This is a genomic window from Candidatus Pandoraea novymonadis, assembly GCF_003004665.1.
GTDB lineage: Bacteria > Pseudomonadota > Gammaproteobacteria > Burkholderiales > Burkholderiaceae > Pandoraea > Pandoraea novymonadis.
The window spans coordinates 427,881-444,735 of record NZ_MUHY01000001.1; the positions used below are offsets into that span (position 1 = coordinate 427,881).

Below are 16,855 nucleotides of genomic sequence, written 5' to 3' on the forward strand. Positions count from 1 at the left end.
AGTGAGTTTAATCATGACATTTTATTCACGTACACAATCGACAAAATACTCATAATGCCCATCTATTTCTTCAACGACAAGTCCATGAACATCTGTATAGAAACCGGGGAAACACTCATTAAAATCACGCGCAAAACGTAAGTATTGCACAATATTGGCATTGAAAATTTCACCAGGAATTAAAAGTGGGATACCAGGCGGATAAGGCGTAAGCAGGACACTCGTGACACGCCCCTCAAGATCATCAATAGGGACGCGGTCAATGTGGCGGTGAGCAAGCTTGGAAAATGCATCCGTTGGTTTCATTCCAGGTTGCACGTTAGTTAGGTACATCTTCGTGGTAACGCGCGCCACATCGTTGATCTTATAAAGGTTATGGATCTGATCACACAGATCACGCAAACCGATACGTTCATAACGCGGAAACTTCTGAACAAATTCAGGTAACACACGCCATAGGGGACGATTGTAATCGTAGTCGTCCTTAAATTGCTGCAGTTCAGTCACCATTGAGTTCCAACGACCTTTAGTAATACCAATGGTGAACATAATAAAGAACGAGTAAAAACCAGTTTTTTCAACAATAATACCGTTTTCTGCCAAGTATTTCGTGACAATTGCAGCGGGAATACCCGATTCACCAAACTCTCCCTCAACATCAAGTCCTGGAGTGATAATTGTTGCTTTTATCGGATCAAGCATATTAAAGCCATCTGTCAATGGACCAAAACCGTGCCACCGTTCATTCGCACGTAATATCCAATCATCACGATTACCAATGCCTTCCTCAGAAAGATATTGCGGTCCCCAGACTGAGAACCACCACGAGTTACCATACTCACTGGCCACCTTGCGCATCGCACGGCGAAAGTCTATCGCTTCAAGAATTGACTCTTCGACTAACGCCGTACCACCTGGTGGCTCCATCATTGCGGCAGCAACATCACACGAAGCGATGATAGCGTACTGTGGAGATGTCGATGCATGCATCAGATACGCCTCGTTGAAACGATGCATATCGAAGCTTTCTTCCTTAGAATCTTGAACCAAAATTTGTGATGCTTGAGAAATTCCCGCTAATAATTTATGTGTCGAATGCGTCGCATAGACAATTGTTTTTGATGAACGAGGGCGACCTTCTCCAATCGCATGCATATCACGATAAAATTCGTGAAAGGTAGCATGAGGTAACCAAGCCTCGTCAAAGTGTAGTGTATCAATCGTATTGCCCAGTACGTCTTTAATCATTTCAACGTTATACAGCACACCATCATACGTGCTTTGGGTTATGGTCAGAATACGAGGTTTGATATCAGGATTCTTTTTTAGCGCTTCTCGAGCAAATGGATTCGACTCAATCTTACGGCGAATGTTTTCCGGTTCAAACTCCGACTTCGGAATCGGTCCAATGATACCCAGATAGTTGCGCGTCGGCATCAAGAACAATGGTATAGCCCCTGTCATAGTTATTGCGTGCAAAATTGATTTATGACAATTCCTGTCAACTACGACAATATCTCCTGGCGCCACAGTAGCATGCCAAACAATTTTATTCGATGTGGAGGTCCCATTCGTCACAAAGAATAGATAATCTGAGTTAAAAATTCGGGCAGCATTACGCTCAGATGCAGCAACTGGACCAGTGTGATCAAGCAGCTGACCAAGTTCCTCAACGGCATTACAGACATCCGCTCGCAGCATATTTTCACCAAAGAATTGATGGAACATCTGTCCCACAGGACTCTTCAAGAAAGCTACTCCGCCTGAGTGGCCTGGGCAATGCCAAGAGTAAGAACCATCAACTGCATAGTGCGTGAGAGCACGAAAAAAAGGCGGTGGCAATGAGTCAAGATATACACGGGCCTCCCGAATAATATGACGAGCAACAAACTCCGACGTATCTTCAAACATATGAATAAAACCATGCAACTCACGCAGAATATCGTTCGGAATATGATGAGACGTACGGGTCTCTCCATACAAAAAAATCGGAATATCTGGATTACGACGGCGGACCTCCTTAACAAAAGCATGCAGATTAACAATAGCTAAGGCAAGCTCACCTTCCAATTCTGCAGACGAATTACTATTGAAGGGGCCAAATTCATCATCATCAATCGACAAAATAAAACTAGATGCCCGGCTAGCCTGCTGGGCGAATGATGTTAGGTCACCATAGCTAGTCAAACCTAGCACTTCCATACCTTCTGCTTCAATAGCCTCAGCTAGTGACCGAATCCCAGAACCGGAAATATTTTCTGAGCGAAAGTCCTCATCAATGATGACGATCGGAAAACGGAATTTCATGAGTATTCCTCAAAGACAAGAGCCAAACGCGTGATCAAAGGTGGCTCATTTTATTTTAAAAAAATTACAATCGAATTCACGTCAGCAAAAGTCCTGAAGTCTCGTCAAATTTTAAATTTTTGGCAAAGTAACGCCACATTGGCCTTGATATTTTCCATGACGATCCTTATAAGAAGTTTCACAAACTTCATTAGCCTCAAAAAATAGCACTTGTGCCACTCCTTCATTGGCATAAATTTTTGCTGGGAGCGGAGTGGTATTTGAAAACTCCAAAGTGACGTAACCTTCCCATTCCGGTTCAAAAGGCGTAACGTTGACGATGATACCGCAGCGAGCATAAGTTGATTTGCCGAGACAAATAGTTAAAACATTGCGCGGAATACGGAAGTACTCAATCGTGCGTGCAAGCGCGAAAGAATTCGGTGGAATAATGCAAACGTCACCTAAAAAATCAACAAAAGATTTTTCATCAAATTTTTTGGGATCAACAATCGTTGAATTAATATTCGTGAAAATCTTAAATTCGGCAGCACATCGAATGTCGTAGCCATAACTCGACATACCATAACTGACAATTCTCTGGCCATCCTGCGTAGCGCGAACTTGGCATGGTTCAAAAGGGTCAATCATGCCCTGCTCTTTAGCCATGCGGAGAATCCATTTATCGGACTTAATGCTCATATTGAACGGAAACTCAGAAATTCGTAAAAGGAAAAATTGCACGTGATTATTCTCATGTTCATGAGAAAGTATGTCCAGTCGATATCACTCATTATCGTATTTTTTTTTCACTACAATGGGTGGAAATTTACTTGTCATATCCTTGGCGATCCCCATCAATTTTGCTGTCATCTTGCGAGCAATAGCCCGATAAACTTCAGCAACCCTACCATCAGGCTCAGCAATCACGCTGGGCAATCCAGCATCGGCATGCATACGGATGCTCATTTCTAAAGGTAGTTTGCCAAGTAAATCAATACCTAAATCTTGACATATTCGCTCACCACCAGAAGTGCCAAAAATCGCCTCTTTATAGCCACAATTGGAACAAATATGAACACTCATATTTTCAATTAAACCTAAGATCGGCACGTCAACCTTCTGAAACATTTTCAGGCCTTTACGCGCATCAAGCAAAGCCAGATCCTGTGGTGTGGTGACAATTACAGCACCAGTCACAGGGACTTTTTGAGATAACGTCAATTGAACATCGCCAGTGCCCGGAGGCATATCGATAATCAAATAGTCGAGATCTTGCCAATGTGTCTGACTTACTAATTGCCAAAGTGCCTGCGCAACTAGAGGACCACGCCAAACTAAGGGATTATCAGTTTCAATAAGAAACCCAATGGAATTCGCTTGTAAACCATGAGCAACCAAAGGTTGCATCATTTTTCCATCTTTTGTTTGCGGTTTATCACAGATGCCCAGCAATGTTGGTAAAGAGGGACCATAAATATCGGCATCTAAAATACCAACACTGGCTCCTTCATATGAAAGCGCCAAGGCAAGATTAACTGCTGTGGTGCTCTTCCCAACACCACCCTTACCAGAAGCAACTACAACAATATTTTTCACGCCAGGCAATAACTTGATACCCCGTCGCACAGCACGGGCTGCAATCTTTTGATTAACTCTGACATTGACACTTACTACACCAGGTATCCTTGAAACCTCCCCCACAATATGCTCACGTATTTCCTCAAATCGGCGCATTGCAGGATATCCAAACTCAATTTCAATATTAACATTTCCCCCGTTTTCAGTTATAACTCGTTTAACAAAATTGTCATTCCCATTGATCAGATTAATCCCGCTATCACGATCAATAGTGTTACACACTATCCTAGTGATGCTTTCAATATTCATTTAAATCTCTCATCTTTTTCAATTCAGATATCATTGCGCATCAATCACAAGCAGAAAATAACACTTAACTTTCTTCTTCAATAGAGCGACAGAAATTTCTAGCAAAAAATTCATTAGTACAAGGTAATTCAATTACAATGTACTATTAAGATAGCGCGCACTGATATCAAAAAGCTCTTAAATTGGCGCTTTAGCGTACGAGATTTGATACACGTATTCATCCGAAGCGCGCGCTCATTGAAAAGAAGCAGTTAAAAAATATTGATGTATCACTGACTTGCTTGGGCCAGAGTGTTTTTATAATAATTCAACACCTCAAAACTTCCATATCCAGATATAAAGAATCGTTTAATCAAAATAATTCACCCAAAGGTTCCAGTATGTAGGGGCCTATATAAGCTCAAAGTGTCCAAACCATTATCAATGCTTATAGGCACCAAATTAAGTATTTGCAAATACTCTTACTGTCCCAAAAAACATAAGAAAAAAATTCCCCGTTCAAATAAAGCGATAAGCAAAACTCATTGTATTCGTCAATAAGATCAGTGCTTAACATAATCAGGTGAATGCACTGCTGTATCTAAAGTCATATACGAATTCCATTCAGAAAATATTGTCTGATGATAAAAATCCTCGCTAGGACTCCACATCATTGGATGACCTAGATAGACTAAAAAACACTATAATTTCTCAGTGAGACTAGAAGTCTGCGTAGACGCCATCTTGCGAAAAATTACCCCAACGGATAACACATCCTCTTAGATTGTGCTAAGAAACATTAATTGCTGAGGATTACCAAGGGTAATATGATAAAAATCAGTTTTTGATATCATCAAAAATGAGATTATTTACTGATTTTATATCATCTTATTAACTTAGAAGTTAATATAGATTATGCGAACTAATTCTGACGGATTTTTGCAAGTTCTCTAAGATATTGACTAGCCTCTTAATATCTTAGAGAATTTAGATAGCTTCAGGCAGCACATAAAATTATGCTTACTCCATTAAGTCCGACTTTTCATTTATTTCCGAGAAGTATAATCGCTTTTTGTAGGCGGTCGTGGTCCAATATCAGGATATTTTTATTAGCCAACTACAAAAAATAACGGCAGCAATTGCCATCATTTTTTGTGAGAGAACAATTTAATAGAATAGATACATTCTTTAGCACCAAGTGAATTAACGCTTGTTAATTGGCTTAACTTCACGAGGAACATGACCTACAAACAACTGACGCGGACGACCAATCTTCTGATCTGGCTCAGCTATCATTTCTGTCCACTGGGCAATCCAGCCTACCGTACGAGCCAGTGCAAAGATACAGGTAAACATCGAGGTAGGAATACCCAAGGCTCGCTGCACAATGCCAGAATAAAAATCAACATTCGGGTACAACTTGCGTGATACAAAGTATTCATCTTCCAAAGCAATCTTTTCAAGTTTCATTGCAAGCTTGAACAATGCATCATCATGCAGGCCCAATTCATTGAGAACTTCGTAACATGTCTCACGCATCAACTTAGCACGAGGATCATAATTCTTATAGACACGGTGTCCAAAACCCATCAATTTAACACCTGAATTTTTATCCTTCACTTGCTTGATGAACTCAGGAATTCTGTCTGGTGAAGCAATCTGTTCCAGCATGTTAAGGGCCGCTTCATTTGCCCCACCGTGTGCGGGGCCCCATAAACAAGCAATACCTGCTGCGATGCATGCAAATGGATTTGCACCGGATGATCCCGACAATCGCACTGTGGAGGTTGATGCATTTTGCTCATGATCGGCATGTAAAATTAGGATACGGTCGAGGGCACGTACCAGCACATCATTGACCTTATAGTCTTCACAAGGATTCGCAAACATCATACGCATAAAGTTTGCAGTGTATGAAAGATCATTACTTGGATACACGAATGGTTGACCAATACTATATTTGTATGCCATAGCAACCAATGTAGGTAACTTAGCAATCAAACGAATAGCCGAAACCTCACGATGGATCGCATTATTGATATCCAGTGAATCATGATAAAATGCGGAAAGAGCACCAACCGAACCTGTTAATACAGCCATTGGATGTGCATCACGTCGGAAACCACGAAAAAAGAAATTCATTTGCTCATGTACCATCGTATGACGAGTTACAGTATCAACAAATGATCTTTTTTGAGCTTCGTTGGGCAAATCACCCTTAAGCAACAAATAAGCCGATTCAAGAAAATCACAGCCAGTAGCAAGTTGTTCAATTGAATAGCCACGATACAACAACTCACCCTTGTCGCCATCAATATATGTAATCGCTGAATTACATGCAGCTGTCGACATGAACCCCGGGTCATACGTGAATTTTCCCGTTTGACCACACAGCTTACGGATATCGATTACATCCGGGCCCATCGTCCCCATATAAATAGGCAATTCGACGCTTGGCGAACCGTCAGAAAAAGATAAGGTGGCTTTAACATCAGACGGAGTCATATCCCTTCCTCAAAAAATACTAAACCTACACTGCACGCAACAGAACCAGCAAACGCTGGACAGCCAGCCCGTTCGAATTTTCTTCAGGGTCTTTACGGGCCATTAGTAACTCCATTAAATCGACGTCACTCAAATCGAGTAATTCAGTCAAAGCACCCACGTCTTCATCTGTGAGCGATGTTTCGTACTTCGCAAAAAATCGCTCCAAAATAAGATCATTTTCGAGCAAACCGCGACGAGCACGCCATCGAAGACGAGCACGCTTGACAGGATCCGCCTGGTGATTATGAGTCATAAAATATCTATCACACTGAACGACGAACCATCAGCTCTTTGATTTTACCAATAGCTTTCGTCGGATTCAGTCCTTTTGGGCAGACGTCAACACAATTCATGATTGTATGACAACGGAATAAACGATAGGGGTCTTCCAAATCATCAAGTCTCTGGCCAGTGGTACGATCACGGCTATCCGCGATAAATCGGTAAGCTTGCAATAAGCCCGCAGGACCAACAAATTTATCCGGATTCCACCAAAAACTTGGACATGACGTGGAACATGATGCACATAAAATACATTCATACAAACCATCCAATTCTTCACGCTCTTCTGGTGACTGCAAGCGTTCCTTCTCTGGGGGTGGCTCGTAGTTGATCAGAAATGGTTTAATCGAATTATACTGATTAAAGAAATCCGTCATATCAACAATCAAGTCACGAATCACAGGTAGACCTGGCAATGGCTTAAGCACAATCTTATCCGGCAAATCATTCATGTTAGTGAGACACGCCAGACCATTCTTACCATTGATATTCATAGCGTCCGAACCACAAACACCCTCACGGCATGAACGGCGGAAAGAAATACCTTCATCGAGTTTCTTCAGCTTAACCAATGCATCAAGCAACATTCGTTCGTGACCATCGAGCTCAACGTCGTAATTCTGCATGTATGGGAGTGCATCCTTGTCAGGATCATACCGATAGACTTCAAAAATACGTTTTATCATGTTATAGATCCCTTAGAACGTCCTTGCCTTAGGTGGAACCGAATCAACAGTCAGTGGCTTCATCATCACCGGCTTGTATTCCAAACGGTTATCTTCGCTAAAGTAGAGAGAGTGGCGCATCCAGTTCATATCGTCACGGTCAGGATAATCACGATGCGCATGTGCACCACGGCTTTCCTTACGGGCTTCCGCAGCAATTATTGTCGCCTTAGCCACTTCGATCAGATTATCTACTTCCAGTGCTTCCATGCGAGCTGTGTTGAAAACCTTCGATTTATCCTTTAGATGAATGTTGGCGACACGTTGAGCGACTTGCTTGATTTTCTTAACACCTTCGGCCAGAAGGTCCATGGTACGGAACACTCCTGCATGCGTTTGCATGATTTTACGAATATCGTTGGCCACATCTTGAGGGTACTCACCAGCGGACGATTTTTCGAGACGATCCAAACGCGACAACGAACGATCTGCGGCATCAGCTGGGAGGGACTTATGCTCACCATGACTTTTCACAAAATCGATAATATGATTTCCCGCCGAACGACCGAATACCACGAGGTCAAGCAGTGAATTCGTACCTAGCCTGTTCGCTCCATGTACTGAGACACACGAACACTCACCCACTGCATAAAAACCATTAACAGGTACCGATTTTCCATTTTCTTGGACAAGAACCTGACCATGATAATTAGTCGGAATACCACCCATTTGATAATGAATCGTCGGCACAACTGGGATCGCTTCTTTAATAGGATCGACGTTGGCGAATTTCAGCGCAATTTCACGAATCGATGGAAGACGCTTCATGATTGTCTCAGCACCAATGTGTGACAAATCAAGTAATACATAATCGCCATTCGGACCACAACCACGACCTTCCTTAATTTCTTGGTCCATAGAACGAGATACAAAGTCACGAGGCGCCAAGTCTTTTAGAGTCGGCGCATATCGTTCCATAAAACGTTCACCATTTAAGTTTCGTAAGATACCACCCTCGCCACGCACACCTTCGGTAATCAAAACACCCGCACCGGCGACTCCAGTCGGGTGGAATTGCCAGAATTCCATATCTTCGAGCGGAATGGCCGCTCGTGCAGCCATTCCCAAACCATCCCCGGTATTAATGAAAGCATTTGTTGAAGCCGCATAGACACGACCGGCACCACCGGTCGCGAAAAGCGTACATTTTGCTTCGAGAATATAAACTTCGCCGGTTTCCAGTTCTAACGCCGTAACACCGAGCACGTCACCCGATTCATCACGGATCAGATCTAACGCCATCCATTCAACAAAGAATCGCGTCTTCGCTTGAACATTTTTCTGATATAAGGTATGAAGAAGCGCGTGACCAGTGCGGTCAGCCGCCGCACAAGCCCGTTGAACGGGTTTCTCACCGTAATTGGCTGTGTGCCCACCAAACGGACGCTGATAAATAGTACCGTCAACATTACGGTCAAATGGCATACCCATATGCTCAAGCTCATAAACGGCATTCGGGGCTTGTCGGCACATAAATTCAATAGCATCTTGGTCACCAAGCCAATCTGAACCCTTGATCGTATCGTAGAAATGATAATGCCAGTTATCTTCGCTCATATTGCCAAGCGAAGCCCCAATGCCTCCTTGTGCAGCCACTGTGTGAGAGCGGGTAGGGAATACCTTAGACAATACCACGACGGACAAACCAGCCTTGGCTAGTTGGAGAGATGCACGCATGCCAGAGCCCCCTGCACCGACAATGACGACATCGAAACGCCGACGAGGCAGCGAATTTTTGATAGCAATCATTCTTTACACTCTCCACAAAATCTGAACGGCGTAGCCGGCACAACCCACAAACCAAACAATCGTCAATGCATGTAATGCGAGACGAAAACCAACGGGTTTGATATAGTCCATCCAGATGTCGCGAATACCAACCCAGGCATGGTAGAAAAGCGCAAGAAATGCAACAAACGTTGCAAGCTTCATCCATTGACGAGCAAAAATTCCAGCCCACTCTTCGTAGGAAAATTCCTTAGTAAAAAAGAAGCAAAAAAACAAAATAATCGTATAACAGGCCATGATAACCGCGGTCAGACGTTGAGCAATCCAGTCACGAAGGCCATAATGAGCGCCAACAACTAGACGCTTCGAACCAATATTGTTGTGTGCCATCAAAACACCCCGAACAATTTGAGAGCAACCGAAGCGGTTAAAATTAGCGAAAAAAACAACACGAGCACTGCAGAACGTTTACCACCTTCCTTGCTGATTTTTTCATGATTCATGTCCATACATAGGTGGCGTAAACCTGCCAGAAAATGGTGCAGGAAGCCCCAAGAGAATAGAAGTATCATAAGTTTAACGAAACTATTAGCAACGATGTCATGCATCACGTCGAAGCTGAGCTCAGATGTTAGACTCTGCTCGAAGAGATATAAAAAAAACGGCAAAAGAAGAAACATCAAAGCACCGCTGATGCGGTGCAAGATTGATACAATGCCAGCTGGTGGAAGACGATAGGTAATAATCTGCCCTATACCAATATTCTTGTGAACCGGCCTCTCTTTTTTTACTGCTTCAGCCATCCTAACCCCATGTAGTGACAACAGCCCGTGATTTTAGCGCTGTTTCTAGTGTATTGCACATACATAATCGATCAGAAAGTCCTCTTATTGAGACACTACGCCGCTTGCTTTAAAAAAGAACAGCCCCACCAATATTAAATCATTCTGATAATGATATTCTATGGTCACATACCAACCTCGGCAAACCTCTACTAGTTTATCTCTGTACGTGTAAGAGATGCGCTCCAAAATTAATAGAGGAAACCCCATTGGTACTTTAAGTAAAGTGCTAATATGTTCATCTTCGGCAAACTGCACGGATCTTTTCTGCCGCTCGAATTATCCTCGTACCAAATTTATCTTCAAAAAGCCCATACATAAGGCCTTCATACTCATTAATCCTTTAAGCCATCAGCCAACGAAACAACGCTGCTGGCAACCAGATTTCGTCGAGCAGTGTTGGGCGCCCCCCGAAAAATCGAGGATGCGACGGATCAAAATTACACAATCCACTGTCTTTAAAGCTAATTGACGAACAATCTCAACCGGCAAACGCAAACGACGATAATCAATTAAGCGACAAGCGTAGAAACCGAAACTTAACGCGGTCTTCATGTGCGTGGCAACAAACGTGCCCTGCCATTTCCAGTGAATCAAAAAATTATCTACCGCCAATCCATCAATAGCTTTACGGACTGTGTCTTGACTAACTTTATAACGAACAGCTAATTCGATTTCGCTTGGGATCGTCTCACCAGTTCGCTATTCACAAGATTACAGACTTACAAACTCTGCTTAATCAAAAAACTTGATCTGCTGATAAAAGGAGCTAAATTTTTGTGATGATCCTCCATGCTTTTCCAATACAAAAGGTCTTAGCATCCAGACGCCATCAGATGCACATTTCTGTTTAGGATCAGCATTGGTAGTCCCGTTACTACTGGTAAAATGGATATCCAGCACGGATTTGACCACAAACCACGACACTCGTCCATCTGGATCCACAGTAGAACAATATCCTATATAAGATATTGTTGACATTCGTAGTGACCACTTCTAAACTTAAAAAGGTAATCGGGCCTGAACGCCTGTTGTATGTTAGTGCTCATAGATTCTGAGGCTTACAGCAATCCTCCCGAGCAGCCCAAATTCCGTTGGCACAGATATTTAAAAGGCTTCATGTGGCACGGGATGGCCAATATTCAACATGCCAATGGGGATAGCAAGCCTCCAATGAGCTTCGCAGAAATTGCGCACCTCTGGAGAGACATTCATGGCAAAACCCGCAATGCGCGTCGCCGTCACTGGCGCCGCCGGCCAAATCGGCTATTCCCTTCTCTTCCGTATCGCCAATGGCGATATGTTGGGCAAGGATCAACCTATCGTTCTACAGCTGCTGGATCTTCCACAGGCACAGGCAGCCCTTAAAGGTGTTGTGATGGAACTCGATGACTGCGCCTTTCCGCTGCTCGAAAACGTCATTACCACAGACAACCCAAAAGTAGCTTTCAAGGATATCGATATTGCCCTGCTTGTTGGCGCACGTCCCCGAAGTAAAGGCATGGAACGCAAGGATCTGCTCCATGCCAATGCGGAAATCTTCACTGTGCAGGGCCGTGCTTTGAACGAAGAGGCAAAACGTGATGTCAAAGTACTCGTGGTTGGTAACCCAGCCAATACTAATGCCTATATCGCCATGAAGTCTGCGCCTGCTCTTCCAAAAGAGAACTTCACGGCCATGTTACGTCTAGATCACAACCGAGCACTTTCACAAATCGCTACAAAAACAAGAACATCGGTCAAAGTTATTGAAAAACTTATCGTGTGGGGTAACCACTCGCCTACGATGTATCCTGATTACCGTTTCGCCACGATCAACGGTCAAAGCGTCAAGGCAATGATCAACGATGATGTGTGGAATAAAGATATTTTTCTGCCAACAGTCGGCAAACGAGGTGGCAGCATCATTGAAGCACGTGGTTTGTCGTCAGCAGCCTCCGCTGCAAATGCAGCCATTGATCATGTACGCGACTGGGTGCTCGGTACGAATGGTAAGTGGGTAACAATGGGAATCCCGTCGGACGGTTCGTACGATATCCCCAAAGATATGATCTATGGTATGCCAGTCACTTGCGAGAATGGGAGATATAAGCGTGTCGAAAACCTGGAAATTGACGCCTTCTCACGTGAGCGTATGAACTTGACATTGCAAGAGTTGCAAGAAGAACGTGACGGCGTAGCAGATCTGCTTGCCTAATTGTTTACTTAAGATCTATCGCGTTGATCGGTAGGTATACAGCATTTCACATTTATCAGATAGATACCTACCGACGATTCTCATCTCCTCATATAATTAAAAGCAATGTGTTTTCTTTGGGAAAAATGAATAGCACATCAGTCTTTTCATGTATTTTTTTAAAGTCCGACTTCAATTCGAGTGAATCATTTTTTATCAAAACTTCTAGTTTCAGTAGCCTCAGCCATACCGTTAATTAAGCAACCTTGCAGAGCAAGGTTGCCAAAAGAATAGAAAAATTTGTATAACTATATTCAGGCGCTGTGTGAGTCCAACAGAATAGAGGCTTTTCTTCAAACTCATTAGGATATTGATTATGAAAAGGCTTTGCCTGACTGCAATTCTTACGCTCTTCTCGACTAATGCATTACTTCCAGCCATGGCGGTAAATGTATCAGCTTCCAATAAGGAGATCACTTCGAAAAAAATCGAAAAAAAGAAAACATTTCCACGAAAAAAGAAGGATTTCACTGCTGTAATGGAAACAAGCCATATCCCAGAAAATACTGAATTATGGACCTGTGCCAACGGGAAAGAAATAAAAATTACCGGTCATATGAAGCTCGACGCGGTGCTTACTATGTCATGGAAAGGTAAGAATTACAAACTCCTACGGCAAGAATCGACAACAGGTGCAAACCGTTTCCATGATGTTAAATCAGGTTTGGATCTTGTCGTGATTCCAACCAAAGCAATGTTGTTTTCAAAACAACAGCATGGCCGTCTTGCTGACGAGTGCATGACACATGCCATGGATACGGATGCCAAGAATCTTCCTATTCAATCAAATGCATTGTTAAAATAACAAAAAAACTGAAATTTTGAAACGATGCATCTATTTATCGTTTCTTCGACCCGCCATTCCCCATTTGTTGCAGAGATCCAGGCATCACTGTCAAACTCCAAAAATCACAGGAACCACTTGTTTAATTTCTCTGTATCACACAAGGAAAGATTATGGTCCATAACCTATACAAAACGCTCAAAGAGTTCAATCTATACGGCGACAAAAAAGGCAAGTTTTATTCGCTCCCACAACTAGGAAAAGTACTCGGTGTCAAAGTTGATCGTTTGCCGATATCGATCCGCATCGTCTTAGAATCGATCCTTCGTAATTACGATGGCAATAAGGTAAACGAAGTTCATGTCAAGCAACTCCTCAATTGGAAACCGAATGCAGACCGCATAGACGAAATTCCCTTTGTAGTCGCCCGGGTTGTGTTGCAAGACTTTACTGGAGTTCCACTGCTAGCTGATTTAGCCGCCATGCGTAACGTTGCTGAGCGCATGGGGACTAACCCGAAGCGTATCGAACCACTAGTACCAGTTGATCTCGTTGTGGACCATTCTATCACCATCGATCACTTTCGTGAGAAGAAGGCACTTGATCTGAACATGGAGCTAGAGTTTTCTCGCAATAACGAGCGTTATCAATTCATGAAGTGGGGGATGCAAGCGTTTGAGACATTTGGCGTAGTACAACCAGGTTATGGCATAGTCCACCAGATCAATCTAGAATATCTTGCACCAGGCGTGCATAAGAAAGATGATAATGTATATTATCCAGACAGTTTGGTTGGTACCGATAGCCACACCACAATGATCAACGGCATCGGCGTAGTCGGTTGGGGTGTTGGTGGTATTGAAGCCGAAGCCGCTATGCTTGGCCAACCCGTCTATTTTCTGACACCAGATGTTATTGGGGTTGAACTCAAAGGTCACCTGCGTGAAGGCGTCACTGCAACTGACTTGGTCCTAACTATCACGGAAATGATGCGTCATGAGAAGGTAGTTGGCAAGTTTGTCGAATTCTTCGGTGATGGCACCGAAAACCTAACGCTACCCGACCGTGCAACTATTGCTAACATGGCACCTGAATATGGTGCAACGATGGGCTTCTTTCCAGTCGATGAAAAAACTATCGATTACTTCCAAGGTACTGGTCGCGAAAAATCAGAAATTGATGCCTTCGCTTCATATTTTAAAGCACAGAAGATATTTGGCGTACCCAAAACAGGTGATATTGACTATACCAAGGTCGTGACCCTTGATTTAGATTCTGTCAGCCCATCGCTGGCTGGCCCAAAGCGACCGCAAGACCGCATAGAAATTAGCAACGTCAAATCAACATTCGAAAAATTATTTACCAAACCTATTGCAGAAAATGGGTTCAATAAAACAGTCGAGCAACTCAACACTACCTACCAAACATCAAACGGTATCAATGTAAAGAATGGGGACGTGCTGATCGCCGCAATCACTTCGTGTACCAATACCTCGAATCCAAGCGTGTTGCTAGCCGCAGGCCTGCTAGCAAAAAAAGCTGTCGAAGCGGGCCTAAAAGTAGCACCACACATCAAGACATCACTCGCCCCAGGAAGTCGTGTTGTCACAGAATACCTGCAATCTGCAAACTTACTATCATATCTAGAAATGTTAGGATTCGGCGTAACAGCTTATGGTTGCACAACCTGCATCGGCAACGCTGGCGATCTGACGCCGGAATTAAACGACGTGATCATATCGAACGATATCGTAACCGCAGCAGTACTGTCAGGAAATCGTAACTTTGAGGCTCGTATTCATCCGAACATTCGTGCCAACTTCCTCGCTTCTCCCCCCTTAGTCGTCGCTTATGCCATTTGCGGAAGCATAACTCGGGACATAACAACTCAACCACTTGGCAAAGGCAATGGTGGGCGTGACATTTATCTGAGTAATATTTGGCCATCTAGCCATGAAGTTCAACAACTGATGAAGTTCGCCATGGATGCTAAAACCTTTAAGGAAAACTATGATTCCGTCAAGACACCAAGCCCTCTCTGGGCCAGAGTAAAAGGTTCAAAGGGCCAGGTCTATAATTGGCCGGAATCAACATACATTGCAAAGCCACCCTTCTTCGAAAATTTCACGATAGAGTTAAAACCCAAGATCCAATCAATCATAGGAGCACGTGCTCTAGGCATTTTTGGCGACTCTGTCACGACCGATCACATTAGCCCAGCAGGCTCAATTAAAGAAACATCCCCGGCCGGTAAGTGGCTCCTAGAAAATGGTGTTTTACAGAAAAACTTCAACAGTTACGGCTCTCGTCGAGGTAATCACGAAGTGATGGTGCGTGGTACATTTGCAAACATCCGTATCAAAAATTTGATGATCCCCGCGAAGTTTGATGGCTCTCGAGTAGAAGGAGGTCTAACAATACATCAACCCAGCGGAAAACAGCTATCAATTTACGACACCGCCATGATGTATATGGCAGAAAGCACGCCGTCAATCGTGTTCGCTGGAGAAGAATACGGGACTGGATCATCACGCGACTGGGCAGCCAAGGGTACACAATTGCTGGGAGTCAAGGCAGTAGTTGCACGTTCATTCGAACGAATTCACCGCTCCAATTTGGTCGGCATGGGCGTGTTACCTTTACAATTCAAGAGTGAAGACAGTGTAGATTCGCTTAATATCACTGGTAACGAAACTTTCGATATCCAAGGATTGACAGAAAAAATTAAGCCACAGCAAGATCTCACTCTAGTAATCCATCGCAAAAGCGGTGAAATCAAAAAAGTTTTAGTGCTGTTGCGTATCGATACACCAATCGAAGTTGATTATTACAAACATGGTGGCATTCTGCCCTTCGTACTGCGTCAACTGCTAGTGGCATAAATCTGCTATAAAAAGCGCACTTCGAGAGTGGTAAAATACGAAATTCTCTCCTCTGTACAAAGACCCTAGGATTTTCTGGGGTCTTTTATGGCCACCCCAATGTCCCCTAAAAAATCCGCACCTTATAAATCCACTCGATCCAATTATTGACTCTATAATCTGCCAAACTCAAAACTACACATATCTATTTCTCATCAAACAGGATCTAATCCCTCTATATTTTCCAGAAAAATTACTTGCATTTGAAATGCACGTTTTCTGTTGTAGATAGAACGACCAGCAACTTTTTATCACCTATTTTTCAAATACTATTTGAACTCGCATCCTGTAATTTCTTGTCCTTCAGTGGTTCCTAAAACACTTAAATGCTCATTAATCCTCTGCTCTGCACAGCTGAATAAAAGACCACCTGGATGCATTCCGATCGATCCCTTTTGGGAATTTAATACTTTTTTAAAATCCTCTACAGCTTTGCTATCTTTGAAAAATCGGTGTCCTAAGCACTTCAGTCGTCACTACCAAACATAGGTTAATACTTTTAAAATTGGATTATCTATCGTCTATCACGATCTTCGTGAGGAAACGTGTCAGTATAATCAAAGAATAAAAAATTGAAGGCGAATCTTATCAATGAGAGTCACCATAACTATTTAGCACCACCTAAGACCGTTATT

Annotated in this window: 14 protein-coding genes and 1 pseudogene; 3 read left to right on the plus strand and 12 right to left on the minus strand. The window is 43.1% G+C overall.

Annotation, left to right across the window (positions count from 1 at the left end):
• Nucleotides 1–21 precede the first annotated feature (21 nt).
• From BZL35_RS01840 to BZL35_RS05075, 12 genes and pseudogenes are all read right to left on the minus strand, one after another.
• The gene (locus tag BZL35_RS01840; protein WP_106182337.1) at nt 22–2,307 is read right to left on the minus strand and encodes an arginine/lysine/ornithine decarboxylase; all 2,286 of its coding nucleotides are present in this window, start codon (nt 2,305–2,307) and stop codon (nt 22–24) included.
• Between the two features lie 111 nt (nt 2,308–2,418).
• The gene (gene dcd, locus BZL35_RS01845) at nt 2,419–2,988 is read right to left on the minus strand and encodes a dCTP deaminase (RefSeq protein ID WP_106182843.1); all 570 of its coding nucleotides are present in this window, start codon (nt 2,986–2,988) and stop codon (nt 2,419–2,421) included.
• Nucleotides 2,989–3,072: 84 nt separating this feature from the next.
• On the minus strand, nt 3,073–4,176 hold the full coding sequence (apbC, locus tag BZL35_RS01850) for an iron-sulfur cluster carrier protein ApbC (protein ID WP_106182339.1): 1,104 nt from the start codon (nt 4,174–4,176) through the stop codon (nt 3,073–3,075).
• Between the two features lie 1,182 nt (nt 4,177–5,358).
• The gene (gene gltA / locus BZL35_RS01855; RefSeq protein WP_106182341.1) at nt 5,359–6,660 is read right to left on the minus strand and encodes a citrate synthase; all 1,302 of its coding nucleotides are present in this window, start codon (nt 6,658–6,660) and stop codon (nt 5,359–5,361) included.
• A gap of 25 nt (nt 6,661–6,685) precedes the next feature.
• The gene (locus tag BZL35_RS01860) at nt 6,686–6,955 is read right to left on the minus strand and encodes an FAD assembly factor SdhE (protein ID WP_106182343.1); all 270 of its coding nucleotides are present in this window, start codon (nt 6,953–6,955) and stop codon (nt 6,686–6,688) included.
• Between the two features lie 10 nt (nt 6,956–6,965).
• Nucleotides 6,966–7,670, minus strand: a complete 705-nt coding sequence (locus BZL35_RS01865; protein WP_106182346.1) for a succinate dehydrogenase iron-sulfur subunit — start codon at nt 7,668–7,670, stop codon at nt 6,966–6,968.
• Nucleotides 7,671–7,682: 12 nt separating this feature from the next.
• The gene (gene sdhA, locus BZL35_RS01870) at nt 7,683–9,458 is read right to left on the minus strand and encodes a succinate dehydrogenase flavoprotein subunit (RefSeq protein WP_106182348.1); all 1,776 of its coding nucleotides are present in this window, start codon (nt 9,456–9,458) and stop codon (nt 7,683–7,685) included.
• Between the two features lie 3 nt (nt 9,459–9,461).
• The gene (gene sdhD / locus BZL35_RS01875; RefSeq protein WP_106182350.1) at nt 9,462–9,830 is read right to left on the minus strand and encodes a succinate dehydrogenase, hydrophobic membrane anchor protein; all 369 of its coding nucleotides are present in this window, start codon (nt 9,828–9,830) and stop codon (nt 9,462–9,464) included.
• Complete coding sequence (gene sdhC / locus BZL35_RS01880; RefSeq protein ID WP_106182353.1) at nt 9,827–10,240, minus strand: succinate dehydrogenase, cytochrome b556 subunit; 414 nt, start codon at nt 10,238–10,240, stop codon at nt 9,827–9,829. The genes sdhD and sdhC overlap by 4 nt, the downstream gene beginning before the upstream one ends.
• Before the next feature lie 84 nt (nt 10,241–10,324).
• The gene (locus BZL35_RS05070) at nt 10,325–10,537 is read right to left on the minus strand and encodes a UTRA domain-containing protein (RefSeq protein ID WP_275541528.1); all 213 of its coding nucleotides are present in this window, start codon (nt 10,535–10,537) and stop codon (nt 10,325–10,327) included.
• A 93-nt stretch (nt 10,538–10,630) separates the two neighbouring features.
• Nucleotides 10,631–10,834 carry a hypothetical protein gene (locus BZL35_RS05055; protein ID WP_245916322.1) on the minus strand — a complete coding sequence of 68 codons (204 nt, stop codon included), beginning with the start codon at nt 10,832–10,834 and terminating at the stop codon, nt 10,631–10,633.
• A pseudogene (locus tag BZL35_RS05075) lies at nt 10,831–10,981 on the minus strand (GntR family transcriptional regulator); the annotation flags it as partial. The pseudogene BZL35_RS05075 and the gene BZL35_RS05055, both read right to left, overlap by 4 nt.
• 511 nt (nt 10,982–11,492) lie before the next feature.
• Between BZL35_RS05075 and BZL35_RS01890 the strand changes: the two are divergent.
• From BZL35_RS01890 to acnA, 3 genes are all read left to right on the plus strand, one after another.
• The gene (locus tag BZL35_RS01890) at nt 11,493–12,476 is read left to right on the plus strand and encodes a malate dehydrogenase (protein ID WP_106182355.1); all 984 of its coding nucleotides are present in this window, start codon (nt 11,493–11,495) and stop codon (nt 12,474–12,476) included.
• A gap of 355 nt (nt 12,477–12,831) precedes the next feature.
• Nucleotides 12,832–13,320: a hypothetical protein gene (locus BZL35_RS01895; protein WP_106182357.1), complete on the plus strand. Its 489-nt coding sequence runs from the start codon at nt 12,832–12,834 to the stop codon at nt 13,318–13,320.
• Between the two features lie 152 nt (nt 13,321–13,472).
• Nucleotides 13,473–16,181: an aconitate hydratase AcnA gene (gene acnA, locus BZL35_RS01900; RefSeq protein ID WP_106182359.1), complete on the plus strand. Its 2,709-nt coding sequence runs from the start codon at nt 13,473–13,475 to the stop codon at nt 16,179–16,181.
• Nucleotides 16,182–16,855 lie beyond the last annotated feature (674 nt).